We start from the raw sequence: 16672 nt of genomic DNA, 5'->3' as shown, positions 1-16672 counted from the left end.
CGATGTCGACCTGCCTTAACTTCCATTTCATCACTGGCGCACCGAGGTTTTTATGGGCGACACAATGAACAGTCCGCTGACCGATGCTCTCATCAAGACCCGGCACTTCTTCACTAAGAATCAGCCCGTCTCTGCCGACGGGCGCACCCTCCTGAAGGTGGGTGGACGGACAGGGGACTCGTTCTACCGCGATCGTTGGAGCCACGACAAGATCGTGCGATCGACGCACGGAGTGAACTGCACCGGCTCCTGCTCATGGAACGTCTACGTCAAGGACGGCATCATCACGTGGGAGACCCAAGCCGTCGACTACCCGACAACCGGGCCCGACAAGCCCGAATATGAGCCACGGGGCTGCCCCAGGGGTGCCTCGTTCTCGTGGTATACCTACTCCCCGACCCGCACCCGCTACCCCTACATCCGTGCTGTCCTACTTGAGATGTATCAAGAGGCGAAGGAACGTCTGAAGGACCCGGTCCTGGCGTGGGCAGACATCACCGAAGATCCGGAGCGGTCAACCCGGTACAAACGCGCCCGCGGCAAGGGTGGTCTTGTGCGCGCCTCCTGGGATGAAGCCATCGAGATCGTTGCTGCCGCCCACGTGCACACGATCCGCAAGTGGGGGCCAGATCGGGTTGCAGGATTCTCACCCATCCCGGCCATGTCCATGGTTTCGCACGCTTCTGGGGCGAGGTTCGTGAACCTGATCGGTGGGTCGATGCTGAGCTTCTACGACTGGTATGCCGATATGCCCGTTGCTTCTCCACAGGTATTCGGCGACCAGACCGATGTACCCGAATCCGGTGACTGGTGGGATGCCAGCTATCTGATGATCTGGGGCACCAACGTTCCAGTGACCCGTACACCAGATGCGCACTGGATGATCGAGGCCCGTTACCGAGGCCAGAAGGTCATTGTCGTCTCCCCCGACTTCGCCGACGCCACCAAGTTCGCCGACGAATGGTTACCTGCCGAGCCGGGCACCGACGGCGCGCTTGCGATGGCGATGGGTCATGTAATCCTCAAGGAGTTCTATGTCGATCGGCAAACCCCTTACTTCACCGACTACGTCAAGAAGTACACCGACCTACCGTTCCTGGTCACTCTGGACGAAGCAGTCGATGCGGCCGGTGACACCACCTTCACTGCAGGCAAATTCTTGACCGCATCCGACCTCACCGTCGAAGTAGAGACCGAGCAGGAGAACGCCGACTTCAAAACGGTGTTGATCGACTCACGCACCAACCAACTGGTCATACCCCCGGGCACCCTGGGCCACCGGTATGGCCAAACCGGGGAGGGCAAATGGAACCTCGACCTCGGCGACATCGATCCCAAACTTTCACTGATCGACGACGCCGATGAGTGCGTTCCCGTTGACATGCCCCGTTTCGATGCTGGCGGTCAGGGAAACGTGGGAGTCATCCGCCGCGGTGTGCCAGCACGCCGGGTGGCCGGACGACTAGTCACCACGGTATTCGACCTGATGTTGGCGCAATATGGCGTCGGCCGTCCCGGCCTACCGGGGGTCTGGCCCAGCGGTTACGACGACGCGGAGTCTCCCTACACTCCGGCCTGGCAGGCAAATATCACCGGCGTCACCGCGGAGCAGGCTGAACGCATCGGGCGCGAATTCGCGCAGAACGCCGAGGACTCCAAGGGCCGGTCGATGATCCTGATGGGTGCCGGCACAAATCACTGGTTCCATTCAGACACCATCTACCGCACCTTTCTGATGATGACCACCATCACCGGCTGTCAAGGCGTCAACGGTGGCGGCTGGGCCCACTATGTCGGTCAAGAGAAAGTTCGCCCACTCACCGGTTACAACCAGTTGGCCAACGGTCTGGACTGGCTTCGACCACCTCGGAATATGGTGCAGACCGCTTACTGGTACTTGCACACTGACCAATTCCGGTATGACCAGTTCGGCGCTGACACGCTCACAGCCCAGACCGGGAAGGGTCAGTTGGCCGGTAAGACGACCGCTGACGTGATCGCCCAGTCGGCCCGTCTGGGTTGGATGCCCTCCTATCCGACCTTCGACCGTAACCCACTGCTGATTGCCCCCCAGGCCCTCCAAGAAGGTAAGACGACCAAGGAGTATGTGGTCGAGGAATTGAAGGCCGGGCGACTGAACTTTGCCGCCGAAGACCCCGACGCGCCGGAGAATTTTCCCCGGGTGCTGTCACTGTGGCGGACCAACCTGTTTGGTTCATCGGCCAAGGGCAATGAGTATTTCTACAATCATCTACTCGGGACCTCTCACACCGTCAGTGCCACCGAGACCGCCGAACGGTTCCGCCCCAAAGAAGTCAAGTGGCATGACGAGGCACCGATCGGCAAACTCGATCTGCTGACGACGCTCGATTTCCGGATGACGACCTCGACGTTGCTGTCAGACATCGTGCTGCCGGCTGCGACGTGGTACGAGAAATATGACTTGTCCACGACCGATATGCATCCGTTCGTCAACTCGTTCAATCCGGCGATTTCGCCGCCCTGGGAATCGCGCACCGATTGGGATGCATGGCAGCAGATCTCCCAGGTTTTCAGCCAATTGGCCGTGCGGCATCTCGGAAAACAGACAGACGTGGTCGCCGTACCGCTGACGCACGATACCCCTGACGCGATGGCCTCGCCCCACGGGCGGGTGCGCGATTGGAAGTACGGCGACTGTGAGCCGATCCCCGGCGTGACGATGCCTAAGATCGTCGAAGTCGAGCGCGACTACACGGCCATTGGCGACATGATGCGCGCCGTTGGTCCACTGATGGACACGTTGGGTGCCACCACCAAGGGCGTCACCTTCGAGTTAGGGCGCGAGATAGCTGAACTCAAGGCGAAGAACGGCGTCGTGCGAGGTGGCCCGGCTGACGGGCGGCCCGATATCCTCCGCGATATCCAGGCTTGCGAGATGATCCTGGCGCTGTCTGGAACCACAAACGGGCATCTGGCCACTCAAGGGTTCAAGACGCTGGAAAAACGCACCGGTCGGCCGTTGCACGATCTGGCCTCGGAGCACGAAGGCAAACGCATCACCTTCGCTGATACCCAGCACGGTCCCGTTCCAGTGATCACCTCACCCGAATGGTCAGGTTCGGAAAGCGGCGGGCGCAGATATTCGCCCTTCACGATCAATGTGGAGCGACTCAAACCGTGGCACACGCTGACCGGGCGGCAACACTTTTACCTCGATCACGACTGGATGACCGAGCTCGGTGAGGGGTTGCCGACGTTCCGCCCACCACTGGACATGACAGCGCTCTTCGATGAACCCGCCATCGGCGCCACGCCCAGCAACGGCATCTCCGTGCGCTACCTCACGCCACACAACAAGTGGTCGATCCACTCGGAGTACCAGGACAACCTGTTCATGCTGTCCCTTTTTCGCGGCGGACCCGGCATCTGGATGAGCCCGCAGGATGCGGACAAGATCGGCGTGAAGGACAACGAGTGGATCGAAGCGACCAACCGCAACGGGGTGGTCAATGCCCGCGCGATCATCTCCCACCGGATGCCCGAGGGGACGGTCTACATGTACCACGCACAAGACCGCCTCATCGACATGCCGATCTCTGAAACAACCGGCCAGCGCGGAGGCAACCACAACTCGCTGACCCGGCTGATGATCAAACCCACCCACATGATCGGTGGTTATGCCCAACAGACGTATGCCTTCAACTACATGGGCCCGACCGGTAATCAACGCGATGAAGTAACTGTCATCCGGCGCCGTGACCAGGAGGTGAGGTACTGATGAAGGTCATGGCTCAGATGGCCATGGTGATGAACCTGGACAAGTGCATCGGTTGCCATACCTGTTCGGTCACCTGCAAGCAGGTGTGGACCAACAAGTCCGGATCCGAACATGTCTGGTTCAACAATGTGGAGACACGACCTGGGCAGGGTTACCCGAAAACCTATGAAAACCAGGAAAAATGGAAAGGTGGATGGACGCTCAACAAGCGCGGAAAACTGAAGCTCAAAGCTGGTGGTCGCTTGAAGAACCTCGCCACCATCTTCGCGAACCCGAACCTTCCCGGCATCAACGACTACTACGAGCCATGGACCTACGACTACGAAAACCTCACAACGGCCCCGGCTCAGGAACACATGCCGGTAGCGCGTCCTAAATCGCTCTTGACCGGCCAGAACACCAAAATCAAATGGTCCTCGAACTGGGACGACGACCTCGCCGGCTCGGTCGAGCACGGCCACAAAGACCCGATAGTCGGAAAGATCGGCGACAAGGTCAAGTTCGAGTATGAGCAGGCATTCATGTTCTACCTGCCGCGGATTTGTGAACATTGCCTGAACCCGGCATGTGTAGCCGCGTGCCCCACGGGGGCCATCTACAAACGCGAAGAAGACGGCATCGTCCTGGTCGACCAGGACCGCTGCCGCGGTTGGCGACAGTGCGTCAGCGGATGCCCGTACAAGAAGATGTACTTCAATCACAAAACCGGCAAAGTCGAGAAGTGCACCTTCTGCTATCCGCGTATCGAGGTCGGCCAGCCCACGATCTGCTCCGAAACCTGCGTGGGACGGTTGCGGTACCTCGGGTTGATGTTCTACGACCAGGACCGTGTCATGCAGGCTGCGACCACCCCTGAGGAGCACGGTCTCTACGAAGCGCAGCGAGATGTGTTCCTGGACCCCAAAGACCCAGAGGTGATCCGCGAGGCACGACTCGCAGGCATCCCCGAAGACTGGATCACGGCCGCCCAACGCTCACCGATCTGGGCGCTGATCAACGAGTACAAGGTCGCTCTGCCGCTGCATCCGGAATATCGCACCATGCCGATGGTCTGGTACATCCCGCCGCTGTCACCGGTCGTAGACGCCGTCAGCGAGACCGGCGAGGACGGGGAGCGTAAGGACAATCTGTTCAACGCGATCGACCGTCTCAGGATCCCGATCGAATACCTTGCGGGACTCTTCACCGCTGGCGACACTGCGCCGGTCGACAAGGTGCTGCGCAAACTGGCCGCGATGCGTTCCTACATGCGCGACATCAACATGGGCTGGGAGACGAACGAGTCCATCCCAGCATCCGTGGGTATGACCGGGCAAGAAATCAAAGACATGTACCGGCTACTCGCGATCGCTAAATACGAAGAGCGCTATGTCATCCCACCAGCACATTACGAAGATGCCCACAAGCTGGAGAATGTTGCGACCGAGTGCTCACTGAACGTCGACGGCGGGCCCGGCATGGGCGGCATGGACGGCTCGATGGGTGGATCGTTCGGCACCGACCCCGCCACGGGAAGCCCCACCGCGAGCACATCTGACGGTCACGGACGACCCGAAGGGGTGCGGATCAATCTGCTCAACTGGAACGGGCAGGGCACCCCCAATGGGCTTTTCCCCACCTCCGAAACGGCGTCCGGATCGCCGAGCCAATCCGGAGACCAGCTATGACACCGCGCGTTCCCGCTCTGAAGTATTCGGCGGACCAGTTGGCCCGCGCCTGGCAATCCGCCTCCCTCTTGATGGATTACCCCGGCGCGCGACTCTTCGAACGCCTCGATCTTCTCAGCGAGGTCGCAGCCTCCCTGCCGGCCGAACTCGGCGCAGGCCTGCAGTCAACGATCGACCACCTTCGACGCCAGTCACTGTGGGATTCGCGCAGCGACTATGTCGACACCTTCGACACCCGCCGCCGCGGTTGCCTCTTCCTGACCTATTTCTCCAACGGCGAAACGCGCAAGCGAGGTCTGGCCCTGCTACGGATCAAACAGGTTTACACCAAAGCCGGGCTCGTCCTGACCGAAGATCAACTCCCTGACCACCTGTGCGTCGTGCTGGAGTTCGCTGCTACAACCGATCAACAGGCCGGCCTCAAAATCATTCTGGACAACCGTGCGGGCCTGGAACTGCTGCGCCTGCACCTCGTCGAGATCGGCTCACCGTGGAAGGGAGCGCTGGAATCAGTCTGCGCAACCCTGCCGGCGTTGAAGGGCAAAGATCACGAAGCCGTAGAACGGTTGATCGCCGAAGGACCCGAAGATGAACAAGTTGGGCTCAACCCCTACGGAATGCCGGACCTGGCGCCGATGCCCGGGGGCGGATGATGAACAGCACACTGGACACGTTTCTGTGGCTGATCTTCCCCTACATCTGCCTGACCATCTTCGTCCTGGGCCACATCGGGCGATACCGCTACGACAAGTTCGGGTGGACCTCACGCTCAAGTCAGATGTATGAAGACCGCATTCTGCGGTGGGCCAACCCGATGTTCCATTTCGGCATCTTGGCCGTGTTTCTCGGTCATGTAATGGGTCTGGGCATCCCGAAGAGCTGGACCGATGCCGTCGGCATCTCCAACGGCATGTATCACTTCATGGCGGTCTCCGTAGGTGCGGTGGCCGGCATCTTCACCATCGTGGGATTTATCGGGCTGCTCTATCGGCGCCGGTTCACCAAGGCCGTGCTGGGAGCAACGACCAAGATGGACAAGTTGATGTATCTCATGCTCGCCGCCGTGATCCTGACGGGTCTGATCAACACTGGCTCAGGCGCCTTCGGGGAATACAACTATCGCGAAGGCGTCTCCATCTGGTTCCGCAGCATCTTCTACTTCGACCCGCACCCCGCACTGATGGTCGGCGCACCGCTGAGCTTCCAACTTCACGGCATCCTGGCCATCTCGTTGTTCGCCGTGTGGCCCTTCACCCGCCTGGTGCATGTCTTTACCGCCCCATTGAGCTACCTCTTCCGGCCCTACATCCTGTACCGCAGCCGTGATGATCATGAAGGCTCCCGCTCACGTCGGCGCGGCTGGGACAAGGTCGACACCATCCCGCGCCGTCGATGACAGAGACTGACCCGATGAGCCCGCGCGCTGCCTCTTGAGCGCACGTCGTTCATCTTTGGTGGTTGCACCCCAGATCCCCTCGTCCTGACCAGTCTCCATCGCGAACTCCAGGCAGGGACCGATCACTGGGCATCGACGGCACACGGCCTTGGCGTCCTCGACCTGCTGCACGGCTGGCCCGGTGGTGCCGATGGGAAAGAACAGTTCGGGGTCCTCGTCGCGGCAGGCTGCTTGATCGCGCCAGTCCACGGGGTGTCAGCGTCGCAGCCCGGCTCGCCGGATGATTCCTGCGCGCCGCCATGGGTCGCCTACCTGGGAGGTCCATGCTTCTGGTGGGTCTACGGCCGTCAGCGGTTCCCAGTCCTGCATGGTGGAAACAACGCGAGGATGCTCGCCGTCGACCGCCGGGTGGGTCGCCTTCAGGAGTTCTGCGAGCCGTTGAAGGGCTGCGTCGCCGCAGTACGTTCCTGACGAATCGACGACGAGGGGTAGTTGCGCACGCTGCAACTGCGCCCAGCCGTCGCGCCATTCACGGATGAGTCGCCACGCTGCAGTGGTGATGGGTTCCCGGGTCATCGCGACGGCGTACCCGAACCTGGCGATGGGATCGCTGGTGGCGTCACTGCTCATGAATTCGGCCGCCAGCAGGGTGCGCAGGATCTCCGGGTCGCCGATATCGGTCCCGTCCCTCCAGTAGGAGGCAAATAGCAGCCCCCGCACCTGATCCGCCACGTTTGCGACCACTGCTTCGGCGTATGCGGAGACCGCAGCGGTGGTCTTCGGCACCAGGTCGGGCAAACCCTGCGGCAATATCTCTCCTGCCCGTAGCTGCGGGCTGAACTCACTACGCACCGCCAGCACCCGTTCCGATTCGTGCGCAGTGCGGCGTCGCCCGCGGACCGGCAGTCCATGCTCATTCTCGACCGCTCGCCATTCGACGGTGTACCCCGAGCCGCGTAGCAGGTCAGCCCGCCGGTTGGCCAGGGCACATCTCCAGCAGGTGAAATCGCCGTAGACCACCGTTCGGACTGTGGTGTCGGTCATGAGAGCGCTGTCCTCGTGTTGTGGAGCTTGGGTGCGGGTCGTCGGCTGGGCTCCCCGCCCGTCTCCTCGGCATCGTCAGCGTCAGCCTTGGTGGGGTGTACGGCGTCAACGCTGTGCTCGGGCGGGCTGTAGATCGTGTAAAGCACCAGTGGTTGCTGACCGGTGTTGCGAAAGTTGTGCTCGGTGCCGGCCGGCACACAGCACTGGTCGCCCTGGTCAATCTGATGGGTTTCGCCAGCCAGGTCTGCCTCGCCAGTGCCGCTGACGAAGGTAAGCACCTGGTCGGTGTGCGGATGGACCTCGTTCCCGATCTGCCCGCCGGGCGGAATCGTCATGACGACGATCTGGGCGTGTTCGCCAGTCCACAACACACGACGAAAGTCGTGATTGTCGGCAGCAACTGCCGCGATAGTGAAGTGTTTGATGTTGTCGCTGATGGTGTAGCTGTCGGCGTTGCTCATGCTCTTCCTCCTGTGGTGAGGGACTGCGGTTGGCTGTCGCGGTGAATGCGGGAATCGGGCGGGGTTTCGTGATCTGCCCTGGGGACGCGCAGCAGCCGCATAGCGTTCAGGATGACGACCAGCACAGAGGCCTCATGGACGAACATTCCGATGGCCATCGTGACCCCGCCGGCGAGAACACCGGCGAGCAGCAGGGCAACAGTGACCAGAGCGATGACCAGGTTCTGGCGCATGTTGCGCACCGTCAGGCGGGCCAACCGGATCGCATCGGGCAGGTGCAGCATGTTGTCGCTCATCAGGGCCAGGTCAGCAGTTTCCATGGCGACGTCGCTGCCCGCGGCCCCCATAGCGACCCCGACGTCCGCGGTGGCCAGCGCGGGAGAGTCGTTGACCCCGTCGCCGACCATCGCGACGACATACCCCTCGTCCTGCAGCGCACGTACTGCATCGAGCTTGGCCTCCGGTAGCAGGCCGGCGCGAATGTCGTCGATGCCGGTGGCCCCGCCCACTGCGCGGGCTACCCGTGCATCGTCGCCGGTCAACATCACGATCCGGTCAACCCCGTTGCGGTGTAGCGCGGTAACCATGGCAGCGGCGTCGGGGCGCAGCTGGTCAGCGACGGCAATCACCCCGAGAGTCACGCAGTCAAGCGCCACCACCATGGGGGTGCGCCCACCTTCAGCGAGATCGGCGAGCACCTCGGTGGCGCGTGACCCAGGGTCGACGTCGAAGTCCGCCAGCAGGGCCAGCGTCCCGACCAGCACCCGGTGACTGTCGGTGTGGGCTTCGATGCCCTTCCCCGGGTGGGAGACGACTCGTACAGGAAGTTGCGGGGTGGGCGAGCCGGCCTCGCGTGCCGCGTCGAGCACGGAGGCAGCCAACGGGTGTTCTGAGCCAATCTCGGCCACCGCCGCCCAGTGAAGGAGCTCGTCCTTGCTGTGAGCGCCCGTGACAACCAGGTCAGTCAGCCGGGGGCGGCCCACCGTCAGGGTGCCGGTCTTGTCCAGGGCCACGGCGGTGATCTTGGCCGTGGTCTCTAGGTATTCCCCACCCTTGATCAGAATTCCGGTGCGCGCCGCGCGCCCGATACCGGCGACGATGGACACCGGGATGGAGATGACCAGGGCCCCGGGGCATCCGATCACCAGCAACGTCAACGCGAGCACGACGTCGCGGGTGACCAGACCCATGATCAGTGCCAACGCGATGATGCCAGGGGTGTACCAGCGCGAGAACCGGTCGATGAACTGTTCGGTGGGTGCCTTCTCGTCCTGGGCGTCCTCCACGCGGTGGATCACCCGAGCCAGGGTGGTGTCTGCGCCGATCCCGACGGCTTGGACTGTGATGAGGCCACCCATGCTCACTGTGCCGGCGAAGACCCTCGCTCCCGGTCCCTTCTCCACCGGCATCGACTCGCCGGTGATCGTTGACTCGTCCAGCGCTGCGTGCCCCTCGCACACCTCGCCGTCGACTGGGACCTTGGCGCCGTTCTTGACCACGACCGCCTCACCCACGACGACCTGGGTGACGGGGACCTCCACCTGCTGACCCCCGCGCAGGACCACCGCGACCGAGGGCGCCATGTCCAGCAGCTCCCCCAGCGCCCGCCGGGTCCGGGCCAGGGTCGCCGTCTCCAATGCGCCACCGAGCGCAAACAGGAAGGTCACCGCGGCGGCTTCCCAGAACTGGCCGATGATGATAGCCCCGATGAACGCGACCGCGACGAGAAGTTCGATCCCGACGGTGCGGTCCAACAGGAACCGGCCCGCGCGGACAGCGATGGGTGTTCCGCCGATCAGAGCCGCGGCCACCATCAGGGCCCGACCTGTCGTGACCAGGCTGAGAACATGCTGGGCGACAAGGGCCGCGATGATGCCCAGCCCTGCGGCCGTGGTGGTGAACCACGCGTTCTGCGCTGTACTACGCAATCGAACGAACATCAGATCTGCACCATTCCTTTCGGATCGCGCGGGCGTCAGTACGCGGCGGGTACGGACTTGTAGCCGGCCTTGGCCACCACTGCCACAAGCTCTTCGACGCTTACGACCTCTGGGTCATGGTCGATCTCTATCCGAGCCGACGCGTAGCCCACCTTCACCGCGGTGACGCCCGTGACTCGGCTGACCTTCTTCTCGATCTTCGATACGCAGGAAGGACACGAAAAGCCCTCTGCTCGCAAAATGGTGTGAACGGTGGAGACATCAGTGGTGCTCATGAAAACCTCTCGGGTGCTGGTGGGATGGAAATGACCCAGTCTTGGGACACGAATCGCCTGGTCTACCCCTGCACCGCGTCTGAGCCAGGAACATCGCCGCGATGGATCATCCATTGACGTGGCTCGGTCAGCAGTGCTTGATGGGATGCCACTCGCGGGCACCGTTGAATGCTGATGTCGACCCGTGAGCTTGGCGATGGTCGGGGCAATCGGCGAACACGTCGAAACGACTGGCACTGAATCATGGGAACCTACGAGACGGTCATCGAACCGTTGTGAGGGACCCGAAGCGATTGCTCCTGCGGTGCAACGGCGGACGGCCGCACCCTTCCCGAAATGGCTGAATCACTCAGCACTTCGACGCTACACCCAGCGAGCGGTCCAGCCATCGAACGCGCGCTGTGTACTTGCTCCGCCCGCGCGCGTACGGTGAAAAGCAGCTGCTTCGCAGCCAGCCTGGATCTCGCGGTCTGCCCCACGGCCGCCGCGACGAGCCGTCACTCACCACCAGGTGCACCCGGCGCACTACCTGATGCTGTGACGGCCGCAAACCGTCGATAGCTGACGAGACCACCTTCCAGGAGATGACCCCCATGACCGACGACGAGATTGCGACCTTCCACTCGCTGGGTCGCCGGGGCAGGACGATCGACGGCATAGTCGGCGCCGTCCCCGGTCGCATGGTGCAAGAGAAGGACCACGCTGAAATTGGGAGGGTCACCGATCTACTGGTCGACGACCGAGAGCAGAAAGTCCGTTTCGTGGTGGTCGAGCACTCTGGATTCCTCGGCATGGGCACATCTAGAACGCTGCTACCCATCGAACCATCACCATGATCAGCGCGGACCACGTCTGCATCGATCAATCGAGTGACCGCACCAGATCGCTGCCGAGAAATCCCCACGCCGATCAAGAAACGAGTTGACGATGCCGGGTACCCGTCCAGTTGTCGTGATTGCTACGCCACTCGAGGCTGATCTGGTCGCGCGTATCTCAGCGGTCGATGACCGGCTACAGGTGCGCTACGACCCGCATCTGCTCCCGGCACCACGGTTCATCTGTGATCACCGCGGCATCGCGTCATTTGACCGCACCCGCCAGCAGGAAGGCCGTTGGAGCGCGATGCTCGCTGAGGCCGATGTTCTCTTCGGTATCCCCGGCGACTCGCCGCAGGGCCTGACGGATGCGGTGCGAAACAGCGGGCGGCTGCGGTGGGTCCAGGCGACGGCGGGCGGCGCCGGCGAGCAAGTGCGAGCCGCCGGCTTGAGCGTCGAAGAGCAGGAGCGGGTGCTGATCACCCGCGCTGGGGTGCACGCCGTCCCGCTGGCCGAGTTCGCGATGTTCGGGCTGCTTTCGTTCACCAAGGGCATACCGCGCCTCCTACAAGATCAACAGGCGAAACGGTGGGATCACTACCCGGTGCCCGAGCTGGCCGGCGGCACCGTGCTGATCGTCGGTTTCGGGGCGGTAGGGGCGCAGGTAGCGCGGTTGGCCAAGGCGTTCGGCATGCGGGTCATCGCTGTAAATCGCACTGGTCGGACGGATTCACCGGACGTGGACCTGGCCCGCACGTCGCGATTTTTGGGGGATCTGTTGCCGGTGTCGCATGGCGTCGTCCTCACTCTGCCGCTGACCGACGAGACACGCGGAATGATCGATGCGAAGGCGATTGCCCGGATGCATTCGGGAGCCGTGCTCGTCAACATCGGTCGTGGCGGCGTTATCGACGAGGCGGCGCTGGTCCAAGCCCTGCAGCAAGGGAAGTTGGCCGGTGCGGCACTGGACGTTTTCGCCACCGAACCACTGCCGGACGACAGCCCGCTGTGGACCCTGCCCAACGTGCTGCTCAGCCCGCACACTGCCGGGCTCTCAGTGCGAGAGAACGAGCGGATCGTTGACCTGTTCGCCGAGAATCTACGTCGTTACCTCGCCGGAAACGAGCTGCTCGATCGAGTGCATCCCACCCTGCTCTACTGATCTGACCCACTAGCTTGGAGCACAGCGACACACCCTTGGGCACAGCGGAAAGGCCACCGGATGGCAAGCAAGCACACCGTGCAGGTCGGGCGCCCCTATGACCCCCGCTCCTACGGCGACGGAGCACGGGTGCTGGTCGACCGCATCTGGCCCCGCGGGTTGAGTAAAGAGAAGGCTGACCTGGACGAGTGGTGCAAGCAGATCGCGCCGTCCACCGAGCTGCGAAAGTGGTACGGCCACGACCCGCAACGGTTCGAGGAGTTCACCCGTCGATACCTCATCGAATTGGCCGAGCCAGAGCGTGCCGAGGCGTTGGAGCATCTACGTCAGCTGGCCCGGCGCCGCCCGCTCACTCTGCTCACAGCCAGCAGACGATCCGACATCAGCGAAGCTACCGTTCTGGTGGACCTGGTCCGTAGCTGATTGGAAGCCGCGATGATGAGCGGCGCACGGCACATGCATCTACTGGGTCGGTCTCCCGGACGTCTCCTTCGCTGTATGGGTCATGAGGTGATCACACGGCGGGCGGCGTCGGCGATGTGCCGGGCTGAGATACCCGCCTCGTTCAATAATTCGGCGGGTGTGCCGGATCCGGGCAGGCTCCGTACCGCCAGGTGCGCGACGTGCAGAGCGGGCACAGCGGCGTCGGCAAGTACTTCCAGGACGGCGGCGCCGAGGCCGCCCTCGGGGTAGTGGTCCTCGACTACGACCAGGCGACTACCGGTGACCCGGCAGGCCTGGATGAGCGCGTCCCGGTCGATGGGTTTGATCGAGTACGCATCGATGACTCGCACCCTGATTCCATCGGCGGTGAGCTCGTCGGCCGCGGCCAGGCATTCGTGCAGTGTGACCCCGGCACCGATCAGCGCGACCTGATCGTCCGGTTCCGCCCGGTGGGTCTTGGACCCACCGACCGGGAACGCTTCTTCCGGCGGGTAGAGGACCGGGTATGCGCCGCGGGTGGTGCGTAGATACACGATGCCGTCGGTGTCGGCCATCTCGGCGACCAGTGCGGCGGTGCTCGGTGCGTCGGCCGGGTAGAGCACGACTGAACCGTGCACGGCGCGCAGCGAGGCCAGGTCTTCCAGCGCCATCTGTGAGGGCCCGTCCTGACCGATCTCGACCCCGGCATGCGAACCGACAAGGCGGATGTTGACTCCGGAGATGCCGGCCATTCGGATGAAGTCGTAGGCGCGGGAGAAGAACACCGCGAAGGTGGCAGCGAATGGCACGTACCCACGCACAGCCAACCCCACAGCGGTCGCGACGAGCTGACACTCGGAGATGTACATCTCGAAGTAGCGCTCCGGAGCGACCTTCTGAAATTCCTCGGCGTGGGTAGAGTTTCCGACCTCCCCATCGACAACGACTACCTCAGGGCGGGCCGCCAGCGCGGCAACCGCGGCGCCGAACGCGACCCTGGTCGCGACTTTCTCCCCGAGTTGCCAGGTCGGCAGAGTGATCGCAGCACTCGGGTCAGCGACCACAGCGGATTCACCGGGCCCGGGGTGGATTGTCGTCATCAGATGGTGGGTGATGCCGCCGAGAGCCTTGATGGCGCGATCGGCCATCTCCGCAGGCAGGGCCTTGCCGTGCCAACCGTTCTTGTCCTCGATCTCCGGAACACCCTTGGCCTTGATGGTGCGGGCCAGCAGCACGGTGGGTTGATCGCCGGAGTTGCGGGCCTCAGCCAGTGCGTGATCAATCGCCGCGAGATCATGGCCGTCGACGATCAGCGGGCGGGCGCCGAAGGCAGTGATGCGGGCGGCGTAACGGTCCAGGTCCCATTGCAGTTCGGTGGGCCCGCGTTGGCCGAGACGGTTGATGTCGATGATGGCGGTCAGGTTGCCCAGCCCGTAGTAGCTGGCCTTGTCCAATGCCTCCCAGATCGAACCCTCAGCGGTTTCGCTGTCTCCGCACAGCACCCATACGTGATAGTCGAGGCCATCCAGATACTTACCGGCCAGAGCGACCCCGACCGCGTCGGGTAGGCCCTGCCCGAGGGACCCGGTCGCGACGTCCACCCACGGCAGGATCGGGGTGGGGTGGCCTTGCAGGCGTGCACCCAGCTGGCGGTAGGTCGTGACCAGCTCTTCCTCGGACACGGCCCCGACAGCGCGGAACATCGAATAGAGCAGCGGTGACGCGTGACCCTTGGAGAAAATCAGATGGTCGTTGTTGGCCAGGTCCGGCTGCTCCCAGTCGTAATGCAGGTGGCCGGCAAGCAGCACCGCCATCAGGTCGGCGGCGGACAGCGAGGAGGTGGGGTGCCCCGAGCCGGCGTGAGTGCTGCACCGGATCGAGTCCACCCGCAGCTGCGTGGCGACGTCCCGGGCCAGTTGCAGTTGCTGTGTGCTCATCGGAGAGCTGGTCTTCGAGGTGGGCAAGGGTGTGGTCATTGTCGTGCTCCTCTGGTGGATGTTGCGTGGAGTTCATTGAGTGGCACGTCAGGGTTGACCAATTTGGATCGATCGATCTGCGCGCCGGAATGGACGAGGTCTGAGATGGCGTCGGTCTGGTCCCAGATGTTGACGTTCATACCGGCTAGTACACGTCCGTTGCCGAGCCAGAAGGCGAGGTACTCACCTGTTGCCACTTCACCGCGGAAGACCAGTTCGTCGTAACCATCCGGGCCGACGTAACCGCAGTACTCCATGCCCATCTCGTACTGGTCGGAGAAGAAATAGGGCACCTCCGCGTACGGTGTCTTGCCGCCGAGCATGTTGGTCGCCGCGACCGGGCCCTGCTTGATTGCGGCGTGCCAGTGTTCGAGGCGCAGATGAGTCCTTAGATGCGGATAGTACGCATTGGCGACGTCGCCAGCAGCAAAGATGTCGGGATCGTTGGTGCTCAGGTATTCGTCGACGAGTACGCCGTTGTCGATGCCCAGGCCGGCCGCCTGCGCGAGCTCGATATTCGGCGCGATCCCAATACCGACGATGATCGCGTCAGCTTCGATCACCGTGCCGTCCTGCAGTTGCACCCCGCTCGCGCGGCCGTCGGTACCGGCGATCTGCGCGACCGGGGCGGCCAGTCGGAACTGCACCCCGTGCGCCCGGTGCAGGGCGGTGTAGATCTGCGCGAGTTCGCGGCCCAGGACACGCAGCAGTGGCAGGTCGGACCGTTCGATCACCGTCACCTCGCAGCCAGCCGCTACGGCAGCAGCTGCAGTTTCCAGACCGATCCACCCTGCCCCGATGATTGCGACGCGATGGGCCGTCGCGAACGCCGCCCGGAGCGCTTCGCAGTCATCGAGTGTGCGTAGATAGAACAGGCCGTCCAGATCGGCGCCAGGCACCTGCAACCGGCGGGGAGAGGATCCGGTGGCCAGTAACAACCTGTCGTAAAGCAGATTCGCGCCATCGGCCGTGCTGACCTGATGCCGGGCCCGGTCGATCGCGGTGACGGTGGTATCCACGCGCAGATCGATGTCCTGCGCGGCGTACCAGTCGTCCGTCTGCAGGAACACCTTGTCCTTCTCCGACAATCCCTGCAGATAATCCTTCGACAGCGGCGGACGGTCGTAGGGGTGCTCTCCTTCGTCCCCGACGAGCGTGAGCTGGCCGTCGAAGCCCTGGGCGCGCAGTGCCTCAGCCGCCGCTGCACCGGCCCGCCCGGCCCCGATGATCACGACTGTTCGTGGTGTGGTGCCCATGTGATGTCTCTCTGTTCTGCCCGGTGAGGCCACTCTGGGGGAAGATGATCAAGGGATCGGGGCTAGCGGCTTGCGTCCAGGACGTACAGGGCGAAGAAGCCGATGAAAAACATCGCCGCTAACAGTGGCGTGTCGGTCGTTTCGTGTGCCTCGACGAGTAACTCCTCGGAAGCCAGAAACAACAGTGCGGCCACACCGAAGCCGAGGATCGCGGCCAAGAGTGCCGCAGGAGCCGAACCGAGCAGCAGCACCGCTGCAATCGCGCCAGCGACCAGTGCGAGCGAGAGCAGCTGCGGGATCAGCGGCGGGAGCAGCGCCGCCCGCACCGCACTCATGCCACGACGGGCCAGCTCCACGGTGACCGACAACGCCAACGGCAACAGCACCAGGGTGAGCGCAATCGTCAGCACCACGCCCTGGGTGCGTCCGAGGGTCGCGACGCTGAGCCCGACGAGGATCCCATCCAGCAGCAGGTCCACTCCGACCGCGACCAGCAA

Annotated in this window: 15 protein-coding genes; 7 read left to right on the top strand and 8 right to left on the bottom strand. The window is 63.2% G+C overall.

Translation table 11 applies throughout. The annotated features are described in order from the left end of the window. Positions 1-52: 52 nt before the first annotated feature. Genes V3G39_09890 through narI form a run of 4 tightly spaced genes read left to right on the top strand, consistent with a single transcriptional unit; the run spans position 53 to position 6823 of the window. Positions 53-3760, top strand: coding sequence for a nitrate reductase subunit alpha (locus V3G39_09890; GenBank protein ID XAS74978.1), 3708 nt, complete (start codon positions 53-55; stop codon positions 3758-3760). Beyond that, a complete protein-coding gene (narH, locus tag V3G39_09885; protein XAS74977.1) occupies positions 3760-5427 on the top strand; it encodes a nitrate reductase subunit beta in 1668 nt (555 codons plus the stop codon). The genes V3G39_09890 and narH overlap by 1 nt, the downstream gene beginning before the upstream one ends. Further along, a complete protein-coding gene (gene narJ, locus V3G39_09880; GenBank protein XAS74976.1) occupies positions 5424-6080 on the top strand; it encodes a nitrate reductase molybdenum cofactor assembly chaperone in 657 nt (218 codons plus the stop codon). Before narH ends, narJ begins: the two co-directional genes overlap by 4 nt. Next, entirely contained in the window at positions 6077-6823 is a 747-nt protein-coding gene (gene narI / locus V3G39_09875; GenBank protein ID XAS74975.1) for a respiratory nitrate reductase subunit gamma, read from the top strand. Before narJ ends, narI begins: the two co-directional genes overlap by 4 nt. On the opposite strand, the gene V3G39_09870 is transcribed toward narI, so the two are convergent. The 5 genes from V3G39_09870 to V3G39_09850 are packed head-to-tail and all read right to left on the bottom strand — an operon-like array spanning position 6773 to position 10543. Continuing rightward, on the bottom strand, positions 6773-7072 hold the full coding sequence (locus V3G39_09870; GenBank protein ID XAS74974.1) for a WhiB family transcriptional regulator: 300 nt from the start codon (positions 7070-7072) through the stop codon (positions 6773-6775). The two genes, narI and V3G39_09870, sit on opposite strands and share 51 nt — an antisense overlap. A 6-nt stretch (positions 7073-7078) precedes the next feature. Next, positions 7079-7867 carry a hypothetical protein gene (locus tag V3G39_09865; GenBank protein XAS74973.1) on the bottom strand — a complete coding sequence of 263 codons (789 nt, stop codon included), beginning with the start codon at positions 7865-7867 and terminating at the stop codon, positions 7079-7081. Continuing rightward, entirely contained in the window at positions 7864-8328 is a 465-nt protein-coding gene (locus V3G39_09860; GenBank protein XAS74972.1) for a cupin domain-containing protein, read from the bottom strand. The genes V3G39_09865 and V3G39_09860 overlap by 4 nt, the downstream gene beginning before the upstream one ends. Beyond that, positions 8325-10268: a cation-translocating P-type ATPase gene (locus V3G39_09855; GenBank protein ID XAS74971.1), complete on the bottom strand. Its 1944-nt coding sequence runs from the start codon at positions 10266-10268 to the stop codon at positions 8325-8327. Before V3G39_09855 ends, V3G39_09860 begins: the two co-directional genes overlap by 4 nt. A 35-nt stretch (positions 10269-10303) precedes the next feature. Continuing rightward, on the bottom strand, positions 10304-10543 hold the full coding sequence (locus tag V3G39_09850; GenBank protein XAS74970.1) for a cation transporter: 240 nt from the start codon (positions 10541-10543) through the stop codon (positions 10304-10306). A 593-nt stretch (positions 10544-11136) separates the two neighbouring features. Here V3G39_09850 and V3G39_09845 point away from each other — a divergent pair. The 3 genes from V3G39_09845 to V3G39_09835 all read left to right on the top strand — a co-directional run bounded on the left by V3G39_09845 (position 11137) and on the right by V3G39_09835 (position 12943). After that, complete coding sequence (locus V3G39_09845) at positions 11137-11379, top strand: PRC-barrel domain-containing protein (GenBank protein ID XAS74969.1); 243 nt, start codon at positions 11137-11139, stop codon at positions 11377-11379. Between the two features lie 91 nt (positions 11380-11470). Continuing rightward, a complete protein-coding gene (locus tag V3G39_09840; GenBank protein XAS74968.1) occupies positions 11471-12520 on the top strand; it encodes a D-2-hydroxyacid dehydrogenase in 1050 nt (349 codons plus the stop codon). Positions 12521-12580: 60 nt separating this feature from the next. Further along, entirely contained in the window at positions 12581-12943 is a 363-nt protein-coding gene (locus V3G39_09835) for a DUF488 family protein (protein ID XAS74967.1), read from the top strand. A gap of 80 nt (positions 12944-13023) precedes the next feature. Here V3G39_09835 and V3G39_09830 read toward each other — a convergent pair whose 3' ends face one another. The 3 genes from V3G39_09830 to V3G39_09820 form a co-directional block, all read right to left on the bottom strand. After that, a complete protein-coding gene (locus V3G39_09830; protein XAS74966.1) occupies positions 13024-14919 on the bottom strand; it encodes a transketolase in 1896 nt (631 codons plus the stop codon). Next, complete coding sequence (locus tag V3G39_09825) at positions 14916-16175, bottom strand: FAD-dependent oxidoreductase (GenBank protein ID XAS74965.1); 1260 nt, start codon at positions 16173-16175, stop codon at positions 14916-14918. Before V3G39_09825 ends, V3G39_09830 begins: the two co-directional genes overlap by 4 nt. A gap of 62 nt (positions 16176-16237) precedes the next feature. After that, entirely contained in the window at positions 16238-16672 is a 435-nt protein-coding gene (locus tag V3G39_09820; GenBank protein XAS74964.1) for a hypothetical protein, read from the bottom strand.

Source organism: Dermatophilaceae bacterium Sec6.4, assembly GCA_039636865.1.
Taxonomy (GTDB): Bacteria; Actinomycetota; Actinomycetes; order Actinomycetales; family Dermatophilaceae; genus Allobranchiibius.
This window is presented reverse-complemented; position numbering and strand designations above follow the sequence as displayed.

Coding starts and splice junctions, on each gene's coding strand:
- V3G39_09845 (XAS74969.1), top strand. CDS start 11,137: ATGACCGACGACGAGATTGCGACCTTCCACTCGCTGGGTCGCCGGGGC.
- narJ (XAS74976.1), top strand. CDS start 5,424: ATGACACCGCGCGTTCCCGCTCTGAAGTATTCGGCGGACCAGTTGGCC.
- V3G39_09830 (XAS74966.1), bottom strand. CDS start 14,919: ATGACCACACCCTTGCCCACCTCGAAGACCAGCTCTCCGATGAGCACA.
- V3G39_09840 (XAS74968.1), top strand. CDS start 11,471: ATGCCGGGTACCCGTCCAGTTGTCGTGATTGCTACGCCACTCGAGGCT.
- V3G39_09825 (XAS74965.1), bottom strand. CDS start 16,175: ATGGGCACCACACCACGAACAGTCGTGATCATCGGGGCCGGGCGGGCC.
- V3G39_09865 (XAS74973.1), bottom strand. CDS start 7,867: ATGACCGACACCACAGTCCGAACGGTGGTCTACGGCGATTTCACCTGC.
- V3G39_09835 (XAS74967.1), top strand. CDS start 12,581: ATGGCAAGCAAGCACACCGTGCAGGTCGGGCGCCCCTATGACCCCCGC.
- V3G39_09850 (XAS74970.1), bottom strand. CDS start 10,543: ATGAGCACCACTGATGTCTCCACCGTTCACACCATTTTGCGAGCAGAG.
- V3G39_09890 (XAS74978.1), top strand. CDS start 53: ATGGGCGACACAATGAACAGTCCGCTGACCGATGCTCTCATCAAGACC.
- V3G39_09860 (XAS74972.1), bottom strand. CDS start 8,328: ATGAGCAACGCCGACAGCTACACCATCAGCGACAACATCAAACACTTC.
- narH (XAS74977.1), top strand. CDS start 3,760: ATGAAGGTCATGGCTCAGATGGCCATGGTGATGAACCTGGACAAGTGC.
- narI (XAS74975.1), top strand. CDS start 6,077: ATGATGAACAGCACACTGGACACGTTTCTGTGGCTGATCTTCCCCTAC.
- V3G39_09855 (XAS74971.1), bottom strand. CDS start 10,268: ATGTTCGTTCGATTGCGTAGTACAGCGCAGAACGCGTGGTTCACCACC.